Source organism: Candidatus Photodesmus anomalopis (assembly GCF_000731785.2).
GTDB lineage: Bacteria > Pseudomonadota > Gammaproteobacteria > Enterobacterales > Vibrionaceae > Vibrio > Vibrio anomalopis.
This window is the reverse complement of sequence record NZ_JGVJ01000010.1, coordinates 198,577-222,904: the sequence shown is the minus strand read 5'-3', so window position 1 is coordinate 222,904 and position 24,328 is coordinate 198,577. Positions and strand designations below refer to the sequence as shown.

Below are 24,328 nucleotides of genomic sequence, written 5' to 3'. Positions count from 1 at the left end.
TAACGCCTCCCATGCTTCGCCTTAATTAGGCCTAGAAAGACAGCATCAATTAAGATGCTTGCTGATTTGGTAAGTACAGCTTTGGATTTACTGATTTACCTTTGTAACGTATTTCAAAATGCAAACAAACAGTTCCAATCTCAGAATTTCCCATCATCGCTATTTTTTGACCAGCTTTCACATCTTGCCCCTCACTTACGAGTAACTGTTTGTTATAAGCGTATGCACTAATATAATCATTATTATGTTTAATAATAACTAAATTTCCATATCCGCGAAGAGCATTTCCAGAGTAAACAACTAATCCATCAGCACTTGATATCACAGGCTGACCAAAGTTCCCAGCAATATCTATTCCCTTATTACCTTGATCGCTAGAAGAAAATTCTTTAATTACTTTCCCCTTAGTTGGCCATAACCAATTAGTTACCTTATTATTTTTTCTGAGCTTTGGATTTTTAAAAGTCTTATTCGCATTTATTTTATCTTTATATTGAAACTCAACATACCCTTTTGATTTCGATTGATCAACCTTATTAGATAAATCTTTTTCTACTAATTTCAATTTTTGCTTAGCATTTTTAACTGATTTTATCACTTCAGGAAATGCATCTATACTAGAATTCTCAGTATGATGAATAGGTATATGAGATAAACTTTGGAGTTGAAGCTTTTGACCAGGATAAATAGTATAAGGAAATTTTAACTGATTAAAATGAATGATTTCTTCTACATTTTTATTTGTAAGATAGGAAATAAAATATAAAGTATCACCTTTTTTAACTTCATAAGTATTATCTTGATAGCTATCAGGAGTGATAGTGCTATAATTTTTTTTCAGTTCAATAACTGGTGCAGGAATATGTAATTGTTCAGTACACCCAAATAGTATACTAAAAATGCACATAATAAATAAACTTCTCAACAATAGTGATTTCATTTGTGCTCCTAATATCAACACAAAAAGCATGCTTTTTACTTCACATAGAGAGTAATTACTCATTTAGATAGCTTTTATTTACTAATAAATATTACAGAATATTATAAAACTATAAGAGCTATTACATTTACATTTTTAGGATAGTATAAATTAGGAAATTAATATTTTAATAAATAGCTGACAGGGCGATAAAACGTTTTTCAGAAAAAAGAAAACACCAAATCATGTAGATTCATTTAACTTGATAATGACATGAATTTGGAGATAAACATCACTGTATTTCATAAATACTATCTTAGTTTATTTAAGCAGAACAACCGATTCACAAGCTATACCTTCTTTTCGACCAATAAAACCTAGATACTCAGTTGTTGTTGCTTTTACATTAATATTATTTATGTTAGTTTTAAGATTCTTTGAAATAACTACAGACATCATCTCTACATATGGTTTCATTTTTGGAGATTGAGCTATGATAGTAATATCTGCATTGCCTAATACATAACCATGAAAACAAACTTTGCTATACACATGCTTAAGCATTTTAGAACTACAAACATTTTTCCAAATTATATCAGTGTTAGAAAAATGTTCACCAATATCCCCATCACCAATTGCTCCTAATAATGCATCACATAAGGAATGCAATACCACATCACCATCTGAATGAGCGATCAAACCTTGCTTGTAAGGGATAGGAACACCGCCAATAATAAGTGGTCCTGAGCCACCGAACCTATGGACATCAAAACCATGACCAATTCTCATTATAATATAATAGTCCATTTATATTTTAAAAAAACCTGACTAAACTAAATTGTTTTTTTATAAAATAAAAAAAAGTTAGCTAAATAAAGATCTTCTCGTTGAGTAATTTTAATATTATCTGCCCTCCCTATAACCAATGCAGGACGTTTTTCTAAATTCTCCAAAGCTGATGATTCGTCAGTGATCTTTAATCCTAAACTTAAGGCTTTGTCTAATGCATGAAATAAAATTTCAGTTTTAAACATTTGTGGTGTTAATGCATGCCACAAAGATGACCGATCTAAAGTATATCTAACGTTTTTTTGTTTATCAGCATATTTGATGGTATCTCGTACAGGTATTGATAAAATTGCACCAACATCATGATTTAATGCCTTTTTAATCAATTTATTAATATCAGATAATTGAATACAAGGACGAACTACATCATGAACTATAACCCATTTAGATAAACGATGTTCTTTCACATACTTAAGTGCAGACAGTACGGAATTAGCTCTATCTTTACCACCTGAAACTTTGATGACATCTGGATTGCTAGAAAGAGATAATTCTGGATAATACGGATCAAAATCAGCAATTGCAATAACTATCTTATTTATTAATGGATGACTTAATAACTTTTCTACAGAATATTCAAGTACTGTTTTACCCGATAACATTAAATACTGCTTAGGTATACTAGTTTTCATCCGACTCCCAACACCTGCAGCTGGCACGATTGCTACGATGGATTTAACTGATAATATCCTATTTTGATTCATGTTCAACTAAACGATAAAATGTTTCCCCTTCTTTGATCATACCAAGTTCATATCGAGCACGCTCTTCAATAGCATCAAAACCCTGACGTAAATCAGTTATTTCAGCAAAAATTTTATCATTCTCAATTTTTAAATTAGCATTTATTTGACGTTGAACTTTAATCTCATTATGTACAGCATAAAAATCAAGAATTCCATTCTTATTAAACCAAAGCGAATATTGCAGATAAACCAATAGCAATAATAAAACTAAATTTAAAAACTTCATAGACTTATCGCATGATGAAATATAAAACAAATCAAAACGTTAATTAATAGAAGAACTGATACTATTTCTTAATTTAAGAGTAGAAATAAAAGTAAACTAGATCCAAAAATTAACCGATATACAGAAAACACTACCATACTAATATGAGAAATAAGTTTTAAAAAGAAATGAATACAAATATAAGAACTAACAAATGATACTATAACACCAATTAATAAAAGATCTATAAAAATAGTTTCTGGATTTCTTATTAATCCTAAGCATAGATATACGCTAGCTAGAATAATAATTGGAATTGACATAAGAAAAGAAAAACGAATAGCAGCCTTACGTGTAAGACCTAAATGTAATGCAGCTGTAATCGTTATTCCAGATCGAGAAGTACCTGGAATTATTGCTATTGCTTGTGCAATTCCAATAAATAATGATTTCTTCCAATCTATTGAATATTCATCATTGACTAAAGTAGCATTTACATCAGCATACCAAAGTAATAAGCCAAAAGTTATAGTAGTACTAACTATGATCCATGGATCATATAAATATAGTTCAAGAATGCCTTTTATACATAATGCAAATACACAGGTAGGTATTACTGATAATAAAATCATCAATACTAACTGAGATTCTTTATTTGATTTACCATTTAAGATAGCGTGTAAACAAAAACTAAGCAATGTAGATAGTTCTTTTCTAAAATAAACTATAATTGCTAATAATGTACCAGCATGTACAGCTAAACTAAAAAAAAGACCTGGATTCTCCCAACTAAAAATAACTGAAGGTAGAATTAAATGAGCTGAACTAGAAATAGGCAAGAACTCTGTAACACCTTGAATTAAAGCTAGAAAAAATACTTCTATATAATCCACAGGTTCCTCAACTTAGCTTTTTATATAACAGTTATACAAAAAATATATTAACAGTGACATAATTCTTAATAAAATAAATAGTGATTTATTTTAGTTGTTTTCTAATTTCCTTTCCTCTTTCAATCAATACACCTGCACTTTTAGCTTCTGGTATGCATCCTTTTTTAATTAAACGAACTCTTATCCAAGGTACAGAAAAGTTATTCATTATCAATGATGCAACCTCCTCAGCGGCTTTTTCAATCAATAAAAATCGCTTAGCTTGAATATGATTCAAAATGACTTCGCTTACTTTGGTATAATCTAATGCATCAAGAATATCATCACTATGAATAGCTCTTCGATTATCGTGTAACATTTCAATATCAAAAATAAGTTTTTGCTTAATGTCTTGTTCCCAATCATGGATGCCAATTTTTGTAATGACTTCTAAATGTTCAATAAATATTTTATCCATGTTTAATAAACTTCCTATATTATAATTTCAAAAAGATATAATGCACGAATATGAGAAAATAATAGAAAATTGTTAATTTCTTTTAACAAAAGCAATTGCAATTAAAGTGAGATAAGTCCATATTGGAACTAACCTATCTTAAAAAATCAAATATATCTATATAAAAAATAATTTATATACATAACCAGTTCACTAGAACGATTAATTATTGATCAAAATTTAATAATCAGCAATGCTATAGGGAAAGTATATAAAAAACATATTAGTCATTTTACAATGATGAATAAATAAAATGAGAGATTAATTAATATTAATGAATAAAACAATTCTTGCCATAAATACAGCTACAGAAAATTGCTCTATCGCTTTAATAACACATAACAATGAGCTTTATATACGAAATGAAATTGCTCTAAAATGTCACACTCAAAAAATTTTACCAATGATTGATGAAGTTCTAAAAGAAGCTAAAATTACCTTAAATCAGATTCATTCCATAGCCTATGCTCGCGGACCAGGTAGTTTTACAAGTTTACGTATTGGTATTTGTATTGCTAAAGGGTTAGCATTTTCTAAAAACCTACCAATGATTGGAATTTCAAGTTTACAATCTATAGCCCAAAATATATACCGAAGATATGGCTTAACTCGAGTAGCTTGCGCAATTGATGCTCGTATGAACGAAATATATTGGGGTAATTTTTATCGCCTAAAAGACGGAAGTTGGAATTCTATTGATATAGAATCTACAATTCCATACAAAACCCTAGAAAAAAAACTAATTAATACTAAGTCAGTTTTTGGCATAGCAAAGACAAAATTAGAGACATGCTCTGAGAATCTTAACAAGATCTTAATAAAATTTAAAAATACAAAAACAATATATTCTGAGGCACAAGATATTGCTTATTTAGCCAAATTTGAACTTGAAAAAGGTAATGTACTAAGTGTCAATGAAGCAACTCCTGTATACCTACGAGATAAGATCGTATCTAATTGAAACTCAGATAATAAAATGCAATCATTAAATCAAGTAAAACTCATTGCATAATAGTAGAATAAAATAATTTAAGATAATATATAAATTTATAACTCAAATCCTCCTAGATCACCAACATTAATTTTGTTATCAATTTGACCAACTAAGTATGAACTAATCTCTACTTCTTGCGGTGCTGCCTGAACATTGTCTGAAGATAGCCACGCATTAATCCATGGAATCGGGTTAGATTTTGCTTCTGGATAAGCAGAATTAAGACCAACTGCTTGCATACGAAGATTGGTAATATACTCAACATACTGACAAAGAATGTCTTCGTTTAAACCTATCATTGAACCATCTTTAAAAAGATATACAGCCCATTCTTTTTCTTGTTCAGCAGCTTTTTTAAATAAATTAAAACACTCTTGTTGGCATTCTCTTGCAATCTTTACAAAAGAAAAATCATCCTCACCATTGCGCAAAAGATTCAGCATATGCTGAGTACCAACTACATGCAACGCTTCATCACGTGCAATTAATTTAATTATTTTAGCATTACCCTCCATAAGCTCACGCTCTGCAAAAGCAAATGAGCAAGCAAAGCTAACATAAAAACGTATTGCTTCAAGTACATTTATAGACATTAAACATAAATAAATCTTTTTTTTAAGTTCATTGATATTAAGTCTAATATTTTTACCATTAATTTCATGTATACCTTCCCCATAACGGTGATAATCATTACTCATTTGAATTAAATCATCATAATAATACGCAATATCTTTTGCTCGTTTTAAAATGTATTCATTCTGAATAACATCATCAAATACAATGCTAGGATCATTGACAATATTACGAATAATATGTGTATATGAGCGAGAATGAATCGTTTCAAAAAATGACCAAGTTTCAATCCATGTTTCAACTTCAGGTAATGATACTAGTGGAAGCAAAGCAACATTTGGGCTACGACCTTGTATTGAATCTAGCAATGTTTGGTACTTAAGATTGGAAATAAAAATATGCTTCTCATGTTCTGGTAACTGATTGTAATCAATACGGTCTGCAGAAACATCGACCTCCTCTGGTCGCCAAAAAAAACTTAATTGTTTTTCAATAAGTTTTTCAAAAACTTCAAATTTTTGTTGATCATAACGAGCAATATTAACACATTGTCCGAGAAATATTGGTTCTTTCAACTGATCATTTTTTTTTTGAAAAAAAGTACTATATACCATGGTTACCCCAATTATTTTTATACATCATTTGGAAGCAAGTGTAAGGAACATATTATATTTTCTAAAAACAAGTAGACTAATATTAAATCGTACAACTTCCATCTAAACAAGAATGATTCTGGATTATTGCATCTGATTGTTCATCTTTGGCTCCATCTCGTGTATTATGATAATAAAGGGTTTTGATGCCGAATTTATAAGCAATAAGTAAATCGTGAACAAGCTGCTTCATCGGTATTTTACCACTATCATATTTACTTGGATCATAATTAGTATTAGCAGAAATAGCTTGATCAATAAACTTTTGCATTATTCCTACTAAATGCAAATAATTTTCATTAGAATCTATGTCCCATAGCAACTCATATTTCTCCTTTAGATTTATAAATTCTGGTACAACTTGCTTCAAAATCCCATCTTTTGAAGCTTTTACTGACACGTACCCACGAGGTGGTTCAATACCATTAGTTGCATTAGAGATTTGAGAGGATGTTTCAGATGGCATTAAAGCTGTCAAAGTAGAATTTCTCAAACCATATTTTATAATTTCTTTACGCAAAGAATCCCAATCGTAATGCAACGGTTCTTTACAAACTAAATCGACATCCTTTTTATAAGTATCAATAGGCAATAAACCTCTCGCATAATTTGTCTCATTAAACAATGGACACATGCCTTTTTCCTTTGACAATGTTAGAGATGCTTTTAATAAATAGTACTGAATAGCTTCAAACGTACGATGTGTTAACTCATTGGCACTACCATCAGAATACTTAACAGAATTCTTAGCTAAATAATAAGCAAAATTAATGACACCAACACCTAATGCTCGTCGATTCATTGTTGATTGGTATGCTGCTAGTAAAGGATAATCTTGATAATCAAGCAAAGAATCTAATGCACGCACTAACAAATCAGAAAGCTCTTCAAAATCATCTAATGATTTTATAGTACCTAAATTAAATGCTGAAAGAGTGCATAATGCAATTTCTCCCTGATTATCTTCAAGGTGCAATAGTGGTTTCGTCGGCAAAGTAATTTCAAGACAAAGATTAGATTGACGAATAGGAGCAATGTCTGAATTAAATGAACTGTGTGTATTACAATGGTCAACATTTTGGATATAAATACGTCCAGTTGATGCGCGCTCTCGCAATAATAGAGAAAATAATTCAACAGCACTAAGAGTCTCTTTCTTAATGGATAGATCACTTTCATATTTAACGTATAAATGCTCAAATTCATTTTGATTTGCAAAAAATGCATCGTACAAACCAGGAACATCTGAAGGAGAAAATAAGCTTATTTTCTCTCCATGAATAAGACGTCGATACATCAATTTATTTAGCTGAACTCCATAATCCATATGACGAATTCGATTTTCTTCTACACCACGATTATTTTTCAATACTAATAAAGATTGAACTTCAGCATGCCATAAAGGATAAAATAAAGTGGCAGCACCACCACGCACACCACCTTGAGAACAAGATTTTACAGCAGCCTGAAAGTACTTATAAAATGGAATACAACCAGTATGAAATGCTTCACCACCACGAATTTCAGATCCAAGAGCTCGAATACGACCAACGTTGACACCAATACCTGCACGTTGAGATACATAATGAACAATAGAGCTTGCTGTTGCATTTATAGAATCCAAACTATCATCACACTCAATAAGCACACAAGAACTGAATTGACGTGTAGGAGTACGAACTCCGGACATAATTGGGGTAGGCAATGAAATTTTAAACATAGAAATCGCATCATAAAACTGTTTGACATAATTGAGTCGATTATCTTTCGGATAATTAGCAAATAAACATGCAGAAACTAAAATATATAAAAATTGAGCACTTTCATAAATTTTTCCAGATACACGATTTTGTACAAAGTATTTACCTTCTAACTGTTTTACAGCGGCATATGAAAAATTTAGATCACGCTTATGTTCAATATGAAGGTCTAGTTCATCAAATTCTAGCTTTGAGTAATCCATTAATAAATGTTTATCATATTTCCCAATATTAACTAGATGAACAATATGATCAAAAAGCTTAGGTGGTTCATACTGACCATAAGCTTTTTTTCTTAAATGAAAAATAGCTAAACGCGCAGCTAGATATTGATAGTCTGGGGTTCCTTCTGAAATTAAATCTGCTGCAGATTTAATAATAGTTTCATGGATATCTGAAGTAGTAATACCATCATAAAACTGAATGTGAGCTTTTAATTCCACTTGAGATACAGAAACATTTTTTAAACCTTCTGAAGCCCATGTAATAACACGATGCAGCTTATCAAGATCTATGTTCTCTTTTCTTCCATCACGCTTCGTAACAGTAAGTTTTTGATTCATTCCACTACATTTCCTAACAAAACTAATAACACCATACATTTTATTTTAAATTTATACAAAACTTGCAAATCATATTCAAGCTTGGAGCTATAGGTCCTCCCTAAAAAATTGTAGTGCTACAAGGAAATAACAAAACATAAGACTCAAGACTGAAGAAACTATAGAACAAATGATAAAATTTCTTAAAGTTTTAAATAATTTTCAGATAGTATTCATAATGCTGTACTTAAAGATAAGATAATCTAGTAATGGCAATGCTACATGCATACTGTAGTACAGCTTGATAATGTAGGATGATAATGAATATAACTAGTTTTTAATAGGATTAAGCGTATCTGATACGTATCATTTTTTAAAAGTAAGCATAACTAAATGCTCTATTATTTTATTTCCATCTTATTGATGAAAACTAACCTAATTTCCTATTAGCTCTTTAACAGAAGATCTTAACCAAAGTAGCTAATTAGTTCACGAAAATCTTTTTTTTAAAACACTAATAATTCCAATTACCATCAACACTAATTATTAAAACCAACGAGAAACAAACTAGTTAGTATTTATTTACTATACTATTAATCAAATGCTAAAAAACAGCAGGTATATCTAATAAATTAAACGTGATACTACACTTAAGAATACTGCTCCTATTACTAAAATCAATAGGTTTTTTATAAATGTTCACACAACCATAAAATACCCACTGCGTAGTTATAGTTCCACCAAAAGAGCTTAAATTTAATTCGGAGACCTTTGAAAATAATAAGTTTCAACACTAATTGAGCTTGACGACTAAACAAATTAGAGAACGAGCATGCTTGAATTTAATCTTATGGTTAAAAAACTACGTCAAGAAAAAATAGAAGTCGAAGTCATTGAGTTTAATTATCAAGAACCAACTCTAGAAACTCTAGATGCTGTTTTTCCTAATAACTGGTTCAGTACTACAAGTGATTGAATATCATATATATTTCCAATATACTGCAACCATCGGAGAAAAGAAGTCTAAATTGATTATTTAATAAAAACTTTAAAGACTTCAGGGAAAAAATATTCAACATTATGCTTTAGTAAAATATTCGAAAAACGAGCTTGTCTAGAAAGACATAGGTTCCATGGTTATTGATCATATTAATAGAACCTTTTATTCTGCTATATCAATACCTTGTAACAAAAAAGTTTTTTAAGATTACACCAAAGGTATTACAGTATATAATTTTGTTCTAAACAAACTTGCAAGCAAGCCATCCAATCTATCACACTAATATGATGCTCAACACAGGAGAATAACTATGCATTGTTTTCGATAAAGTAATCTCAGAAGTTGACCGAGAGTTAGTATTAAGATCACTCAAAAAAAATAAGTTAGTAGTTCTAATTTCTATAGAACAAATGATACATTTCTACGGAAATATTCTACAGCTTAGAACACTTGATAGCAATAAGATTATTGCCATGTCCTTATCAGAATTTGAATAATTTTCTCTTAATCAATTAACTGAAATATCTTATCATGGTAAAGTGTTAACATTCGAAATACCATTGAAAGTATTAGTGGAGGAAGAGTAGGCTGTATGTTAACTGAAATATTTTTATAAAAGTTCAAATGAGTACTTCTTGATTTTAAAAAAAACTAGCAATTTTTGTTTGGATATGATTAATAATATGGGATAGAATTAGTCTGTTCTAAAGATAAGGATGTTGCTGCTGATTTGTAGCTATTGGAGGGGAATACATGAGGTTTTTTTTACGATATTCAGGACTAGTTTTTAAAACTTTTTGGAAGCTTATAACTTTAACTCGCATTGCTATTATGAACGTGCTTTTTCTTGGTTTATTCATCGGAATCATATATTTAGTCTATACTAATTCAGGTATTTCTAAATCAAAAACAAAATCTGCCTTAATCCTAGACTTATCTGGTCCTATTATAGAGCAAAGTCGTTACGATAAAGCTGTGAATTCTTTTTCATCAGTTATTGGAAATGAACGAGAAAATATATTATTTGAATTGGTTGATTCTATTCGACATGCTAAGGATGATAATCAAATTTCTGGAATTGTATTAGCACTCGATGCTATGAGAGAGCCTGCGCTAAACAAATTGCGTTATATAGCTAAAGCGTTAAAAGAATTTAAAACATCTGGCAAGCCTATTTATGCTATAGGTAATTCCTATAATCAAGGAGCGTATTACCTAGCTAGTTACGCAGATAAAATTCATCTATCACCAGGTGGTTATGTACTAATAAAAGGTTACGGAACCCAATCTATATATTTCAAGACATTAATGGAAAAGCTCGACATTAGTACTCATGTATTTCGTGTTGGTACATATAAATCTGCTGTTGAACCAATTATACGTGATGATATGTCAGAAGAAGCAAGAAAATCAGCATCTCGTTGGCTAAATCAATTATGGGATGCTTTTATCGATGATATTGCAAAAAATCGTCAGATTGAAACTGCAATGTTTAAGCCTACCGAAGAAGAATTATTATCTGCATTACAAAGTACTAATGGAGACATAGAGCCTTTACTAATTAAATTTGGTCTAATTGATAAAGTTTCTACTAATGAAGAACTTAACAATGAGTTTTCTAAAATATTTGGTGAACGTAATAATAAATACAACTCAATAAGTTATTATGAGTATCTTAAAAATATCCCATCTAGAATTGGCAAGCAATCAGATCCAGGTATAGCAGTTATCGTTGCAGATGGTGTTATAAGCTCTGATGAACAAGCATCATCTGGCATTATTAAAAGTCAAGATACAATTTCTCTGATTAAAAAAGCAAGATTTGATGATACAATTAAAGCAGTTGTTTTGCGCCTAAATAGTCCTGGTGGGAGCGCATTTGCCTCAGAAATGATTGAAGAAGAAATTGAAGCACTAAGAAAAAATACAGGCAAGCCTTTTATAGTTTCAATGTCTAGTGTAGCAGCTTCTGGGGGTTATTTAATATCTTCTGGGGCAGATAAAATACTTGCTGACCAAACTACACTTACAGGTTCTATTGGTGTTTATTCTGTTCTTACTACTATTGAGAAATTATTAGCTAAAGCAGGAATACATGCTGATGGTGTAGAAACACATCCTTTTGCAAATCTTAGTTCTATGACCAGTATTTCTAAATCACTCTCTGATGTAATCCAAATTCATACTGAGCATGTGTATAATCAATTTCTTAACTTAGTTAGCAAACATCGCAACATGACAATACCTGAGGTAGATGCTATCGCTCAAGGAAGGGTATGGACCGGAAAAGATGCAATGAAATTTGGTTTAATTGATCAAATTGGTGATTTTGACGATGCTATTAATTTAGCTGCGGAATTAGCTCAAATAGAAAATTACAGAATATCTTGGCTTAGAAAGGATGTTTCAACTAAAAAAATAGTTCGGGATATACTAAGAAATATTGGAATGCAATTAGGATGGGATATGGAAATTATGCTACCAAAGGCAATTTATCCACTTAAAAATACTCAACTTGTGGATAATGCTAAAAACTTGCTAAAAAATATGAATGATCCTAAAGGTCAATATGCTTTTTGCTTAGAGTGTCAAGTTTTATAGAATAAAAAGATTTATAAAAATTGAACAGGCCTATTGTATAAAAAAAGTAAAAATTCTATATGAAAACTCTACTTTTTTATTGCCCTGTTCAATTTTTTACTAAAGTTATTTAATTAAAGGAAATCTTTATTTAAAAGAACTTTCTAGTAAAAGCAGGAACTTATTACTTTTCTCATATAAATCCTGTGCTTATTCCTATATCTACATGATTTAAAATCATATTTTTTTACTATGAATAATGTAATTAACATCAATATTTTTACTGAGCTTATAATTATTCAATATGGGATAGTAACAAACACCAATAATACTGAATTCTTTTAAGCCAGCTTTATTTAGCATTTTTATAAGTTCAGATGGACGAATAAACTTATGGTAATTGTGTGTATATTTTGGAAGAATCTTAAAAATTCTCTCAGCGCATAAAATTGCTAAAAAATATGATTTAATATTTCTATTTATAGTGGAAAAAAAGACATGACCACCAGTTTTTACTAATCTTGAACATGAACTAATAACTGATGATGGTTCTGGTACATGCTCTAATACCTCTAGGCATGTGATAATATCATAGCTGTTTTGATTATTTCTATCCAAAGCATGTTTCTCTACAGTACTCTGAAAGTAACTAATTTTCAGTCCTGATTTTAATGCATGAGATATTGCAACTTTAAGTGATTCTTCTCCTATTTCAAGACCAGTAACATGGGCACCTTCCTTAGCCATTCCTTCACTACAAATCCCACCACCACAACCAATATCAAGCACTTTTTTATCAAAAAATCCTTTTGTTCTTTCTAAAAAATAATCAATTCTTAATGAATTAATTTGATGAAGAGACTTAAAATTTCCTTTTAAATTCCACCAATCAGATGCTATATCTTCAAATTTTTTAATTTCATTAGGTTCAAAATTCTTCATTTTATCCATAGTTATACACTCAAAAAATAGTTAATTTACTTAAAAATAAACCTATAAGTTAATAATAATAATAATAAAACATGCATTTTTAATCCATTGATTAAAAATCCTATATAAAAGTAATGCCGAATTTACTAATAATATGTTATATTTCGCTTTCTTTTACGTATTAAATATACGATCAAACTATAGAGGGATAATGGCTCTATGAGCGATCAAGCTAAAGAAATTATACCTATTAATATTGAAGATGAACTCAAAGCTTCATATTTAGATTACGCAATGTCCGTTATTGTGGGTCGTGCCTTGCCGGATGTGCGAGATGGCCTAAAACCAGTGCATAGACGTGTTCTATTTGCTATGAATATACTAGGAAATGATTGGAATAAGGGTTATAAAAAATCCGCCCGTGTAGTTGGTGATGTAATTGGCAAATATCATCCACATGGCGATACTGCTGTATATGATACAATTGTCCGCATGGCTCAATCTTTTTCATTACGTTATATGCTAATCGATGGTCAGGGAAATTTTGGTTCAATTGATGGAGATTCAGCAGCAGCAATGCGTTATACTGAAGTTCGAATGTCAAAAATTTCCCATAAGCTATTAGAAGATTTAGATAAAGAAACCGTAGATTATGTACCTAACTATGATAATACCGAACAAATTCCAACGGTTCTTCCAACAAAGATTCCTAACTTATTAGTGAATGGTGCTTCTGGGATAGCAGTAGGTATGGCAACCAACATACCTCCACATAACTTAACAGAGATAATTAACGCTTGCCTAGCCTATATTAATAACGAAAAAATTACCATTGATGAACTGATGGATTATATTCCAGGTCCAGATTTTCCAACCTCAGCAATAATTAGTGGTCGTAAAGGGATACTAGATGCTTATAAAACCGGCCGAGGGAAAATTCATGTACGTTCAAAAACAAAAATTGAAACTGACAAAAAACATAGCAAAGAAGCTATTATTATCACAGAAATTCCATATCAAGTAAATAAATCTCGCCTAATTGAAAAAATTGCAGAATTAGTAAAAGATAAAAAAATAGAAGGAATTAGTGTATTACGAGATGAATCAGATAAAGATGGGATGCGTATTGTGATTGAGTGTAAACGTGATGCATTGGGAGAGATTGTTCTTAACAATCTCTATGCTCATACTCAATTACAAACAACTTTTGGTATCAATATGGTTGCTCTAAATAATAATGGTCAACCACAGTTGTTTAACTTAAAAGACATGTTAAAGTCCTTTATTAATCATCGTCGTGAAATTGTAACTCGTCGTACTATTTTTAAACTAAAAAAAACATGTAACCGCACTCATACCTTAGAAGCATTAACTTTAGCATTAGAAAACATTGATGAAATTATCGAACTGGTTCGCAAAACAAAATTACCGGCAGAAGCAAAAAGTAATTTACTTGGTCGCGGTTGGAAAACAGATAATATTGTATTAAAAAAATCTCCTATTAATGCTACTCATTTAGATTTTTTAGAAAAACAACATACTTTTCATGGTAACAAATACTTCCTAACAGAAAAACAAGCACAAGCAATTTTAGATTTACGTCTTCATAAATTAACAAGTTTAGAACATAAAAAAATCCTAACTGAATACAAAATACTTTTAAATGAAATAACAGAGCTGACAAAAATTCTTGAAAATACAGATCGACTAATGGAAGTCATTTCTGAAGAATTAAAACTTATACGTGAAGATTTTGGTGATAATCGCCGTACAAAGATTACAAGTGCCACTCACGATATTGATATGGAAAGTTTGATTGCTCGTGATGACGTTGTTATCACATTATCTCATGAAGGTTACGTTAAATATCAATTGCTTAGAGATTATGAACCTCAACGGCGAGGAGGAAAAGGCAGAAGCGCAACTAGAATGAAAGAGGAAGATTATATTGAACGTTTGCTTGTTACAAATACTCATGACAGCATTTTATGCTTTTCCACACGTGGGAAAACATATCAACTAAAAGTTTATCAATTACCACTTGCTAGCAGGATAGCACGTGGTAAACCTATCATTAATATTCTTCCTTTAGAAGAACAAGAACGTATTACTGCAATTTTACCGGTATCTCAATTTAATTCTAATAAGTTTGTATTTATGGCTACTAGAAATGGCATAGTTAAAAAAACTTCACTACAGAAATTCTCTAATGTACGTTCTAATGGTTTAATTGCTATTAATCTACATGATGATGACTTGCTTATTGGTGTCGATATAACTAATGGTAACAGTAATGCTATGCTATTCTCTAAATTTGGTAAAGTAGTACGCTTTAAAGAAGAAAAAGTACGTGAAATGGGACGTGCTGCGGCCGGTATTCGAGGAATGAAACTAGTTGGAAATGATCAAGTAGTTTCATTAATTGTTCCTGCAAATCAAGGTAATATCTTAACTGTCACACAAAATGGTTATGGGAAACGTACTGAATTATTTGAATATCCAATAAAAGGTCGTGCGACACAAGGTGTTGTATCAATAAAAATTTCAGAACGTAATGGTTCTGTAGTAAGTGCTGTTCAAGTTGAAGAAAGCGATGAAGTAATGATAATAACTAATACAGGTACTTTGGTTCGCACACGTGTATCTGAAATCAGCCAAGTTGGTCGCAATACACAAGGTGTTATATTAATTCGCACTACCGAACATGAAAATGTAGTTGGATTGCAATGTATTGATGATGTTGAAGAAATTAAATTACCAAATTCGAGACATTAATTTTAAATACAATGGACCTTGTTATGATGCAATAGAACTTTATGTTCCATGACACTTTTAATTAAAGTTTGACTTTTAAAACTTTCCTAGCTTAGATAGAAATAATATATAAAAACTAATTAGTGTCTAATTTGTTGATATATTTGGTATTTTAAAATAATGAACACTTTTATTGCTATAGATTATTTCATAATTAAATTAAACTCTAATAGATAATAAAATTCTTTATGATGATTAAACAACATCCATACACTGCTGAAAGTATTGAAGTACTTGATGGATTAGAGCCAGTACGTAAACGACCAGGGATGTACACAGATACAACTCGACCAAACCATTTAGGACAAGAAGTTATCGATAACAGTATTGATGAAGTTTTAGCTGGATATGCTTCTAAAATCCAAGTAATTCTTCATGCTAATCAATCCCTTGAAGTGATTGATGATGGGCGTGGTATTCCAATTGACATTCACCCAAAAGAAAATATTTCTGCTGCAGAATTGATTTTTTGTAAACTACATGTAGGTGGAAAATTCTCCAATAAAAATTATCAATTTTCAGGAGGTTTACATGGGGTAGGAATTTCTGTTGTGAATGCTCTTTCAAAACGAGTAGAAATCAGTATATATCGTAATAGTAAAATATATGAAATGACATTTGAGAATGGTAAAAAAACAAAGGAACTTTCTATAACAGGAAATTGTGATAAAAATACTCATGGAACAAGAGTGCATTTCTGGCCTGATCCAAATTACTTTGATTGTGCTAATTTTTTAGTTACACATCTAGTAAAAAATCTTCAAGCTAAATCAGTACTTTGTAAAAAACTTAAAGTTATATTTTTAGATAAAGTCAATGGTCATGAATATAAATGGTTTTATAAAGATGGTCTTCAAGATTATTTAAAAAAAAGATTGAAAGGTTGTGTAATTTTGCCTAAAGAACCATTTGCTGGAGAATTAATTAAAAAAAAAGAACGAATGAGCTGGGCTATCCTTTGGCAACCAGAAGGTGGGAATTTAATTACAGAAAGTTATGTTAATTTAATTCCAACTGTACAAGGTGGTACTCATGTTAATGGATTACGTCAAGGATTACTTGATGCTGTACGTGAATTTTGTCAATTTCGAAATCTTCTTTCCCGTTCATTTAAATTAACTAGTGATGATATTTTTAACTGTTGTTCATATGTTCTTTCAATTCAAATTAAAAATCCTCAATTTTCAAGCCAAATGAAAGAACGGTTATCCTCACCTAAAACATCTACATTTATTTCTAGCATTATTAAAGATGCATTTAGCTTATGGCTAAATGAGAAAACACAATCAGCTAATTTACTGGTGGAAATTTTTATGACTAATGCTAATCGTAGAATGCAAATAAACAAAAAAATTATTCGTAAAAAAATAGCTTCTGCTCCATCTCTTCCTGGCAAGTTAACTGATTGTTTAACAAAGGACCGAAATTGTACTGAAATTTTTTTTGTAGAAGGTGATTCAGCTGGAGGTTCTGCTAAACAAGCTCGTGATCGTGAATTTCAAGCAGTTATGCCACTACGTGGAAAAATTCTAAATACATGGGAAATATCTTCAAATCAACTGTTCACTTCTCAAGAGGTTCTTGATATTTCTATTGCATTAGGGATTTCCCCTGATAGTGATAACTTAAATGGATTACGATACGGGAAAATTTGTATTCTTGCTGATGCAGATTCAGATGGTCTTCATATTGCTACTTTATTATGCGCTCTATTTATACGACATTTTAGAAGCCTTGTTAAATCTGGTCATATATATGTAGCTATGCCACCATTATATAGAATTGATTGTGGAAAAAACATCTACTATGCACTAGATAATGATGAAAGAGATAATATATTGAATCAATTAAAAAATAAAAAACAAAAAATTGAAGTAAAACGATTTAAAGGTTTAGGAGAAATGAATCCGCTTCAACTTCGTGAAACAGCTATGGCTCCAAAAACCCGTCGATTAATTCAACTTACTATTGATGATTTTGATGCTACTTATGAAATGATGGACCTGCTTCTAGCTAAAAAACGTGCTGCCGATCGACGCAACTGGCTACAAAAGAACGGAAATTTAGTAAAGGTATAAAAAGATGTCGATAACGAATAATTTTAATGGTAATGAAACACTTCCAATTCGTAAATTTACGGAAGATGCCTATTTAAACTATTCAATGTATGTAATTATGGATCGTGCTCTACCATATATTGGTGATGGTCTAAAACCTGTTCAACGCCGAATAATTTACGCTATGTCAGAATTAGGTCTTTCAGGAATATCAAAATATAAAAAATCGGCTCGCACTGTTGGCGATGTATTGGGGAAATATCACCCTCATGGTGACTCAGCCTGTTATGAAGCAATGGTACTTATGGCTCAAACTTTTTCTTATCGATACCCACTTATAGATGGTCAAGGTAACTGGGGAGCGAAGGATGATCCAAAATCTTTTGCAGCTATGCGTTATACTGAAGCAAGATTATCTAAATTTTCTGAACTTTTGTTAAATGAACTAAACCAAGGAACAGTTGAATGGCAACCAAACTTTGATTCAACTACTAAAGAACCTAAAATGTTACCAGCAAGATTACCTCACATATTACTAAATGGGATAACTGGTATCGCTGTTGGTATGGCTACGGATATCCCTTCTCATAATATACATGAAATTGCAGAAGCAACCATTTGTCTTATTGATAATCCAAGTTCAGAATTATCAGATATTATGAATTATGTTAAAGGTCCTGATTATCCAACAGATGCAGAAATTATTTCACCAAAAGCAGATCTTGAAAAAATTTATCTAACCGGTCGAGGAACTATAAAAGCACGTGCTATTTGGCATAAAGAAAAAAATAATATAGTAATCACTTCTTTACCATATCAAGTATCTGGTTCAAAATTGCTTGAGCAAATTGCAAATCAAATTCGTACTAAAAAATTACTGATAATTAATGAGTTACGTGATGAATCAGATCATGAAAACCCTACTAGAATTGTAATTATTCCTAGAACAAATCGCATTGATTCTGAACAATTAATGAATTATTTATTCATTTCTACAGATCTAGAAAAGAGCTATCGAGTTAACTTAAATATGATTGGACTGGATAATCGTCCTCAAGTGAAAAACTTGATACAAATTTTATCTGAGTGGATCGAATTTCGTCGAATAACAGTCCGTCGCCGTTTTCAATATCGACTAGATAATATTCTAATTCGGTTACATATCTTAGAAGGTTTATTAACTACCTATTGTAATTTAGATAAAGTAATTAAAATAATTCGAACTAAAAATAAACCAACAGTAGCACTAATAGAATGCTTAAGTATGACAAATATCCAAGCTAATGCAATATTAGAAACTAAACTTCGCTGCTTAGCTAAGCTAGAAGAAAAAAAAATCCATGAAGAACAAAAAAGGTTAAAAAAAGAATCTGAAGAACTAAAAGGTTTTTTAAACTCTGAATCTCAATTAAATCTGTTACTTAAAAAAGAAATTAAGGCTGATGCTAAAAAATATAACAATAAACGTCGTTCTCCTATCATTGAACGTAAAGAAGCAAAAGTTACTATTAATAAATATTTACTCCATAATGAACCAATCACTGTGATACTTTCTGAAAAAGGTTGGATTCGTCATGCAAAAGGGCATGACATAAATGCAGAAAGCTTGCAGTATAAACCAGGTGATAGATATTTTTCCCATGTACGTGGAAAAAGTAAAGAACAAACAATTCTCCTAAGTAATGATGGACGTAGCTACTCTCTTGAATCTCACTCATTAGCATCAGCAAAAGGACAAGGTGAACCAATTACAGGACGTTTGAATATTAGTGAAAACAGTAAGATTATCCAAATATTTATGTATAAAGAAAAACAACTTTTGTTAGCCGGATCTGATGCGGGTTATGCTTTTGTATGCAAAAGCTCAGATTTACTATCTAAAAATCGTAACGGTAGAGTTTTAATGACTTTACCTAAAAACTCTAAAATAATGCCATTAAATACGATTAAAAATCTCATTTCTGATGAAATTTTAGCTATTACTAATCACGGTAGAATACTGATTTTCCCTGCTAAAGATCTACCTCAACTTAGCAAAGGGAAAGGCAATAAAGTAATCCATATTCCAAGTTCTCAATTTAAAAAACGCGAAGAATTTCTTTCTCATTTAATTTCATTACCTAAAGATAAATCAATTAATATGTATACAAAAGAAGAAAAATTTAACTTTAGTTCTAAAGAACTAAATAAGTTCCGGGGAGAATGTGGACGTAGAGGTTCACTTTTAACTGAGAATTTTCAACAAATACAAATACTTCATATCGAAATCTAGGAATCATTTAATAACAGAGCGAAGGCTATTTCATATCTATGATAATTCTAATTTCTAATGATTAACTACAGTTAATATTTAGTTATCAAGTTAATTAATCCCCATTTATAAAGCACATTTTTTTTACAGTTGTAAATTTTAGATACTACTGATATAGCTTTTTTAAATGATAATTCATTAATTAAAATTGTTAATGCACGAGTTACTTCTTCTGGTAATTCATTAATATTTGAATCTTCCATATTATATCCATGAATTAACAATACTATCTCTCCACGTTGCTGATATATATCCTTTTCAACCCATTTCACAAGCTTACCGAGAGGCATGCTTTGAATAGTTTCAAAAATTTTAGTAAGTTCACGAGCTAAAACCACCTGTCTTTCGGGTCCAAAAATATCTAACATGCTTTTTAGTGATTCAATAATTCTATGGGGAGATTCATAAAAAATACAGGTATGCTTAACTTTAACAATTTCCAATAATTTATCTTTACGAGCTTTTTTTTTCTCTGGCAAAAATCCCCCAAAAGTAAATTGATTAGACGGCAAACCGGATGCACTCAATGCCGTAATTACAGCGCATGGACCAGGCAATGGAACGATCTTAATACCAGTGTTATGAGCTTGATTCACTAAATAATATCCAGGATCACTAATCAAAGGCGTTCCAGCGTCAGATACTAATGCAATAGATTGACCTTTTAATAATCTTGCAATTAATACTTGCGATTTTTTCTTTTCATTGTGATCATTAAAAGAAATAGTTCTTGTTCTAATCTTAAAATAAGAAAATAACTTGCGGGAATGATAAATATTCTCAGTTGCAATAACATCTACACTCGACAAAATATTGATTGCACGTTGACTAATATCACTTAAGTTACCAATTGGAGTAGGCACAATATAAAGAATTGAATTCTTTGAAAAAAATTTATTATCACTTTTTATCATTTTTTTAAAAATGTTTAATAATTTAAAATTATCTCTATACAAGAAGCTTAAAAACTTATTAATTATGAAAAATTACCAAGCAATTTACAAAATATTTTTAATCACATGTATAATACTTATAACCATAGCCTGTTCATCTACTATGCAAGACTTATCTACAGAACCCACCCTAGATATAAAAAAATCAACACAAGAGTATCTGATTCAAGCAAATAAAAGTAAGAAAAATAATGTAAAAAACAATAAGCTGATTATGGCACTAAAATCTTCTATCAACAATCAAGAACTAAATTTAGCAAGAACTCTGCTTAAGTATATAGAAAAACAATCACTATCTGAAATGCAAGAAGCTGAATGGCAACTAGCAAAAGCAAAAATATTAATGATAGAAAAACAGCCAAAAAAAAGCTTATCTGTATTAAATTTTTCTCAAAAGTGGAACTTGCCAAATAAACAATGGAAAAATTATCATAGACTTAGAGCGGAATTATTTACTAAACAAAATGATTATATCTCTGCTAGTAAAGAATTAATAAAACTTACTTATCGCGTAAAAGAAAATCAAAAAAGCATCATTTCAAATATGATTTGGCAAAACTTAAATCAATACAATAAACAAGAAATTATAAATCTAAATAAGAAGCCTAAAGGGTATATTTTAGATGGTTGGATTCAACTTACTGTATATATGAAAACTCTAGGAGATGATATACCGAAACTTAAAAATTTACTAAAAAAATGGTTAATACAACATATTAATCACCCAGCAGCACTTTATCCCCCAAAAAATATTATTGATATTCTAACACTCGAGATAGTAGAACCTACTAACATAATATTACTACTCCCATTATCGGGACATTTAACTAAACAAGCTCAGCTTATTCGTAATGGTTTTATCATAGCAATGAGGAATGATAATGAGAAAAATCCAAATGCAAGATTAACACTTATTGATACTAACAACATATCTCATCAACAACTCAAATCTGTTTTAATAGAAAAAAATATTGATTTTATAATTGGTCCATTAACAAAAGAAAAAGTTCAACTCTTTAAAGAAATCCAGGCTAAATTAAAGCTAAATATACCAATATTAGCCTTAAATATTCCTGAAAGCTTTTCTGAAAACGAGCATATTTGCTATCTAACCTTATCACCAGAACAAGAAGTTATGCAAGGTGCAAAACATTTATTTGAACAAGGATTTCATCATCCACTAATTCTAGCACCTGAAGGAAATCTAGGTAATCAAGTAGTAAAAGCATTCATTAAAGAATGGAGTCAACATAGCCTTAGTGCAGTGAAGGTTCAATTCTTTGGCAATAAAAACCAATTACAAAAAAATATTAACTCGGCATTTGGATTAGAAAAAAGCAAACAAAACATCGCTCAAATAAAATCGTTAACTAAACTAGAACTTAAAAGCCAACCACGCAGTTATCGTGATATTGATGCAGTCTACATTGTAGCAAATGGCTCTGATCTTACACTGATAAAGCCATTTATTGAAGTTGCAATTAATCCTGATACTCAACCACCAAAAATATTTTCTAACTCCTTAAGCAATAATAGCAGTACGCAATATGAAGACCTAACTGGCATTGAATATAGTGATATTCCATGGCTAATTAACAAAAACATATTATTAAAAAAAAATATGGAAAAAATATGGAAAAATTCCAACGCAGAAAAACGCTTGCAAGCATTAGGTATAGATGCATATACACTAATACAACAATTACCAAAAATGAAAATCATATCTGATTATTCTATTCAAGGACAAACTGGTATACTAAGTGTTAATAATCAATGCGTAATACAACGTAAAATGACTTGGGCTAAGCATGGTCTTTGACTCTTAAAAGGTATTAAGATTATAATAATAATGCTTTTTATTTTATTTAAAATATAGAATTACTAGAATTTAAGGATACTCTAATGCTAGAAAGCATTAAAGATAATTTTACAGAAAGCATTCAAATTCAAATTGCCTCAGCTGAAGTATTACCAGAATCTATTGCACAAGCTGCAAAGATAATGATCTCGACATTACTTAATGGAAACAAAATCTTATGTTGTGGTAATGGTGGTTCTTCTACGAACGCTCAACAATTTGTCTCATGTTTATTAAATCGTTTTGAAACTGAACGTCCTAGTTTACCAGCTATAGCTCTTACAGCAGATAATACGATATTGACTGCTGTAGCTAATGACTACCATTACCATGAAATTTTCTCCAAACAAGTACGTGCACTTGGTCAAACAAATGATACCTTACTGGCAATCTCTACTAGTGGTAACAGTAAAAATATTATTAAAGCTATAGAAGCTGCTGTAACTAAAGATATAAGAATTATTGGATTAACAGGAAAAGATGGAGGTGAAATGGCTGGTCTGCTAGGTGAATATGACGTTGAAATTCGTATTCCATCTTATAGAACAATTCGGATTCATGAAGTTCATATGGTAACTTTACATTGTTTATGCAATCTTATTGATCAAGTATTATTTCTAGCTAATAAAAATTAATCATGAAATTATCTCAATATGTAATACTCCTTTTATTACCAATGTTATTATCAAATTGTACTACTCCATTTTTTAATAATACTGAAACTATTAAAATCAATAGCAAAAAACTTAAAACAATTTTAAATGATAAAAATATAGAATTTCAAATTGCAGGATTAAACAATGAATTTCCCTTTAAAGGAAAAGTGAGAATTATAGGAATTTCATATAATTCTACAGTAATTTTAATAGGGCAATCAACCAACAAAAGCTCCCTAAATTCTTTTAAAAATCAAGTCAAGAAAATAGATGGGGTTTCTGTTATCTACGATCAAGTTAGACATAAACCATTACTTTCCATTAGTCAAATTAATTTTGATAATTGGATTACTGTCAGAGTTAAATCAAGCCTATCAAACAACTCTACTTTAAGAAATAGTAAGATCAAGATCTTCACTGAAGATAGAGAAGTCTTCTTATTTGGAGCTGTATCTAAAAAAGAAGCAGAAATAGCAATTCGTATAGCACGGAATACATCAGGAGTAAAAAAAGTTATACATGCATTTAAATTATAAAAA

20 protein-coding genes are annotated in these 24,328 nt (G+C 30.4%); 10 read left to right on the top strand and 10 right to left on the bottom strand.

The genetic code is table 11. From position 1 onward, the window contains the following. Nucleotides 1-49 precede the first annotated feature (49 nt). The 6 genes from CF66_RS01640 to folB all read right to left on the bottom strand — a co-directional run bounded on the left by CF66_RS01640 (nt 50) and on the right by folB (nt 4,069). Complete coding sequence (locus CF66_RS01640; protein WP_034411333.1) at nt 50-940, bottom strand: peptidoglycan DD-metalloendopeptidase family protein; 891 nt, start codon at nt 938-940, stop codon at nt 50-52. A 300-nt stretch (nt 941-1,240) separates the two neighbouring features. Next, nucleotides 1,241-1,708, bottom strand: coding sequence for a 2-C-methyl-D-erythritol 2,4-cyclodiphosphate synthase (ispF, locus tag CF66_RS01635; protein ID WP_016503550.1), 468 nt, complete (start codon nt 1,706-1,708; stop codon nt 1,241-1,243). A gap of 44 nt (nt 1,709-1,752) precedes the next feature. Continuing rightward, the gene (gene ispD, locus CF66_RS01630; RefSeq protein WP_034411331.1) at nt 1,753-2,472 is read right to left on the bottom strand and encodes a 2-C-methyl-D-erythritol 4-phosphate cytidylyltransferase; all 720 of its coding nucleotides are present in this window, start codon (nt 2,470-2,472) and stop codon (nt 1,753-1,755) included. Then, nucleotides 2,459-2,740 carry a cell division protein FtsB gene (gene ftsB, locus CF66_RS01625; RefSeq protein WP_016503552.1) on the bottom strand — a complete coding sequence of 94 codons (282 nt, stop codon included), beginning with the start codon at nt 2,738-2,740 and terminating at the stop codon, nt 2,459-2,461. The genes ispD and ftsB overlap by 14 nt, the downstream gene beginning before the upstream one ends. 68 nt (nt 2,741-2,808) lie before the next feature. Further along, nucleotides 2,809-3,612: an undecaprenyl-diphosphate phosphatase gene (locus tag CF66_RS01620; RefSeq protein WP_016503553.1), complete on the bottom strand. Its 804-nt coding sequence runs from the start codon at nt 3,610-3,612 to the stop codon at nt 2,809-2,811. An 85-nt stretch (nt 3,613-3,697) separates the two neighbouring features. Continuing rightward, the gene (folB, locus tag CF66_RS01615) at nt 3,698-4,069 is read right to left on the bottom strand and encodes a dihydroneopterin aldolase (protein WP_016503554.1); all 372 of its coding nucleotides are present in this window, start codon (nt 4,067-4,069) and stop codon (nt 3,698-3,700) included. A gap of 313 nt (nt 4,070-4,382) precedes the next feature. Between folB and tsaB the strand changes: the two genes are divergently transcribed. Then, nucleotides 4,383-5,069, top strand: coding sequence for a tRNA (adenosine(37)-N6)-threonylcarbamoyltransferase complex dimerization subunit type 1 TsaB (gene tsaB, locus CF66_RS01610; protein WP_016503555.1), 687 nt, complete (start codon nt 4,383-4,385; stop codon nt 5,067-5,069). 86 nt (nt 5,070-5,155) lie between these two features. Here the strand turns inward: tsaB and nrdB are convergent, their stop codons facing one another. Together nrdB and nrdA are read right to left on the bottom strand one after the other, a co-directional pair. Further along, nucleotides 5,156-6,289, bottom strand: coding sequence for a class Ia ribonucleoside-diphosphate reductase subunit beta (gene nrdB, locus CF66_RS01605; RefSeq protein ID WP_016503556.1), 1,134 nt, complete (start codon nt 6,287-6,289; stop codon nt 5,156-5,158). An 82-nt stretch (nt 6,290-6,371) separates the two neighbouring features. Next, nucleotides 6,372-8,651 carry a class 1a ribonucleoside-diphosphate reductase subunit alpha gene (gene nrdA, locus CF66_RS01600; protein WP_034411328.1) on the bottom strand — a complete coding sequence of 760 codons (2,280 nt, stop codon included), beginning with the start codon at nt 8,649-8,651 and terminating at the stop codon, nt 6,372-6,374. Between the two features lie 811 nt (nt 8,652-9,462). On the opposite strand from nrdA, the gene CF66_RS01595 reads away from it, so the two are divergent. From CF66_RS01595 to sppA, 3 genes are all read left to right on the top strand, one after another. Beyond that, nucleotides 9,463-9,606: an arginine deiminase-related protein gene (locus CF66_RS01595; protein ID WP_155993915.1), complete on the top strand. Its 144-nt coding sequence runs from the start codon at nt 9,463-9,465 to the stop codon at nt 9,604-9,606. 338 nt (nt 9,607-9,944) lie between these two features. Next, entirely contained in the window at nt 9,945-10,127 is a 183-nt protein-coding gene (locus CF66_RS04725) for an arginine deiminase-related protein (protein ID WP_420887242.1), read from the top strand. A 256-nt stretch (nt 10,128-10,383) separates the two neighbouring features. After that, nucleotides 10,384-12,231, top strand: coding sequence for a signal peptide peptidase SppA (gene sppA / locus CF66_RS01590; RefSeq protein ID WP_034411326.1), 1,848 nt, complete (start codon nt 10,384-10,386; stop codon nt 12,229-12,231). 216 nt (nt 12,232-12,447) lie between these two features. Here the strand turns inward: sppA and ubiG are convergent, their stop codons facing one another. Then, on the bottom strand, nt 12,448-13,161 hold the full coding sequence (gene ubiG, locus CF66_RS01585) for a bifunctional 2-polyprenyl-6-hydroxyphenol methylase/3-demethylubiquinol 3-O-methyltransferase UbiG (RefSeq protein ID WP_034411324.1): 714 nt from the start codon (nt 13,159-13,161) through the stop codon (nt 12,448-12,450). A 198-nt stretch (nt 13,162-13,359) separates the two neighbouring features. Between ubiG and gyrA the strand changes: the two genes are divergently transcribed. The 3 genes from gyrA to parC all read left to right on the top strand — a co-directional run bounded on the left by gyrA (nt 13,360) and on the right by parC (nt 20,283). After that, a complete protein-coding gene (gene gyrA, locus CF66_RS01580) occupies nt 13,360-15,915 on the top strand; it encodes a DNA topoisomerase (ATP-hydrolyzing) subunit A (RefSeq protein WP_016503560.1) in 2,556 nt (851 codons plus the stop codon). 230 nt (nt 15,916-16,145) lie between these two features. Next, entirely contained in the window at nt 16,146-18,032 is a 1,887-nt protein-coding gene (gene parE, locus CF66_RS01575; RefSeq protein ID WP_034411486.1) for a DNA topoisomerase IV subunit B, read from the top strand. A gap of 4 nt (nt 18,033-18,036) precedes the next feature. Next, nucleotides 18,037-20,283 (top strand): DNA topoisomerase IV subunit A, encoded by a 2,247-nt coding sequence (gene parC / locus CF66_RS01570; protein ID WP_034411321.1) that lies wholly within the window; start codon nt 18,037-18,039, stop codon nt 20,281-20,283. Nucleotides 20,284-20,354: 71 nt separating this feature from the next. On the opposite strand, the gene rsmI is transcribed toward parC, so the two are convergent. Then, the gene (gene rsmI, locus CF66_RS01565) at nt 20,355-21,236 is read right to left on the bottom strand and encodes a 16S rRNA (cytidine(1402)-2'-O)-methyltransferase (protein ID WP_034411484.1); all 882 of its coding nucleotides are present in this window, start codon (nt 21,234-21,236) and stop codon (nt 20,355-20,357) included. A gap of 142 nt (nt 21,237-21,378) precedes the next feature. Between rsmI and CF66_RS01560 the strand changes: the two genes are divergently transcribed. From CF66_RS01560 to CF66_RS01550, 3 genes are all read left to right on the top strand, one after another. Continuing rightward, nucleotides 21,379-23,094 (top strand): penicillin-binding protein activator, encoded by a 1,716-nt coding sequence (locus CF66_RS01560; protein ID WP_320412080.1) that lies wholly within the window; start codon nt 21,379-21,381, stop codon nt 23,092-23,094. An 83-nt stretch (nt 23,095-23,177) separates the two neighbouring features. Then, on the top strand, nt 23,178-23,768 hold the full coding sequence (locus tag CF66_RS01555) for a phosphoheptose isomerase (protein ID WP_016503566.1): 591 nt from the start codon (nt 23,178-23,180) through the stop codon (nt 23,766-23,768). A 2-nt stretch (nt 23,769-23,770) separates the two neighbouring features. Further along, nucleotides 23,771-24,325 carry a BON domain-containing protein gene (locus tag CF66_RS01550; protein WP_034411319.1) on the top strand — a complete coding sequence of 185 codons (555 nt, stop codon included), beginning with the start codon at nt 23,771-23,773 and terminating at the stop codon, nt 24,323-24,325. Nucleotides 24,326-24,328 lie beyond the last annotated feature (3 nt).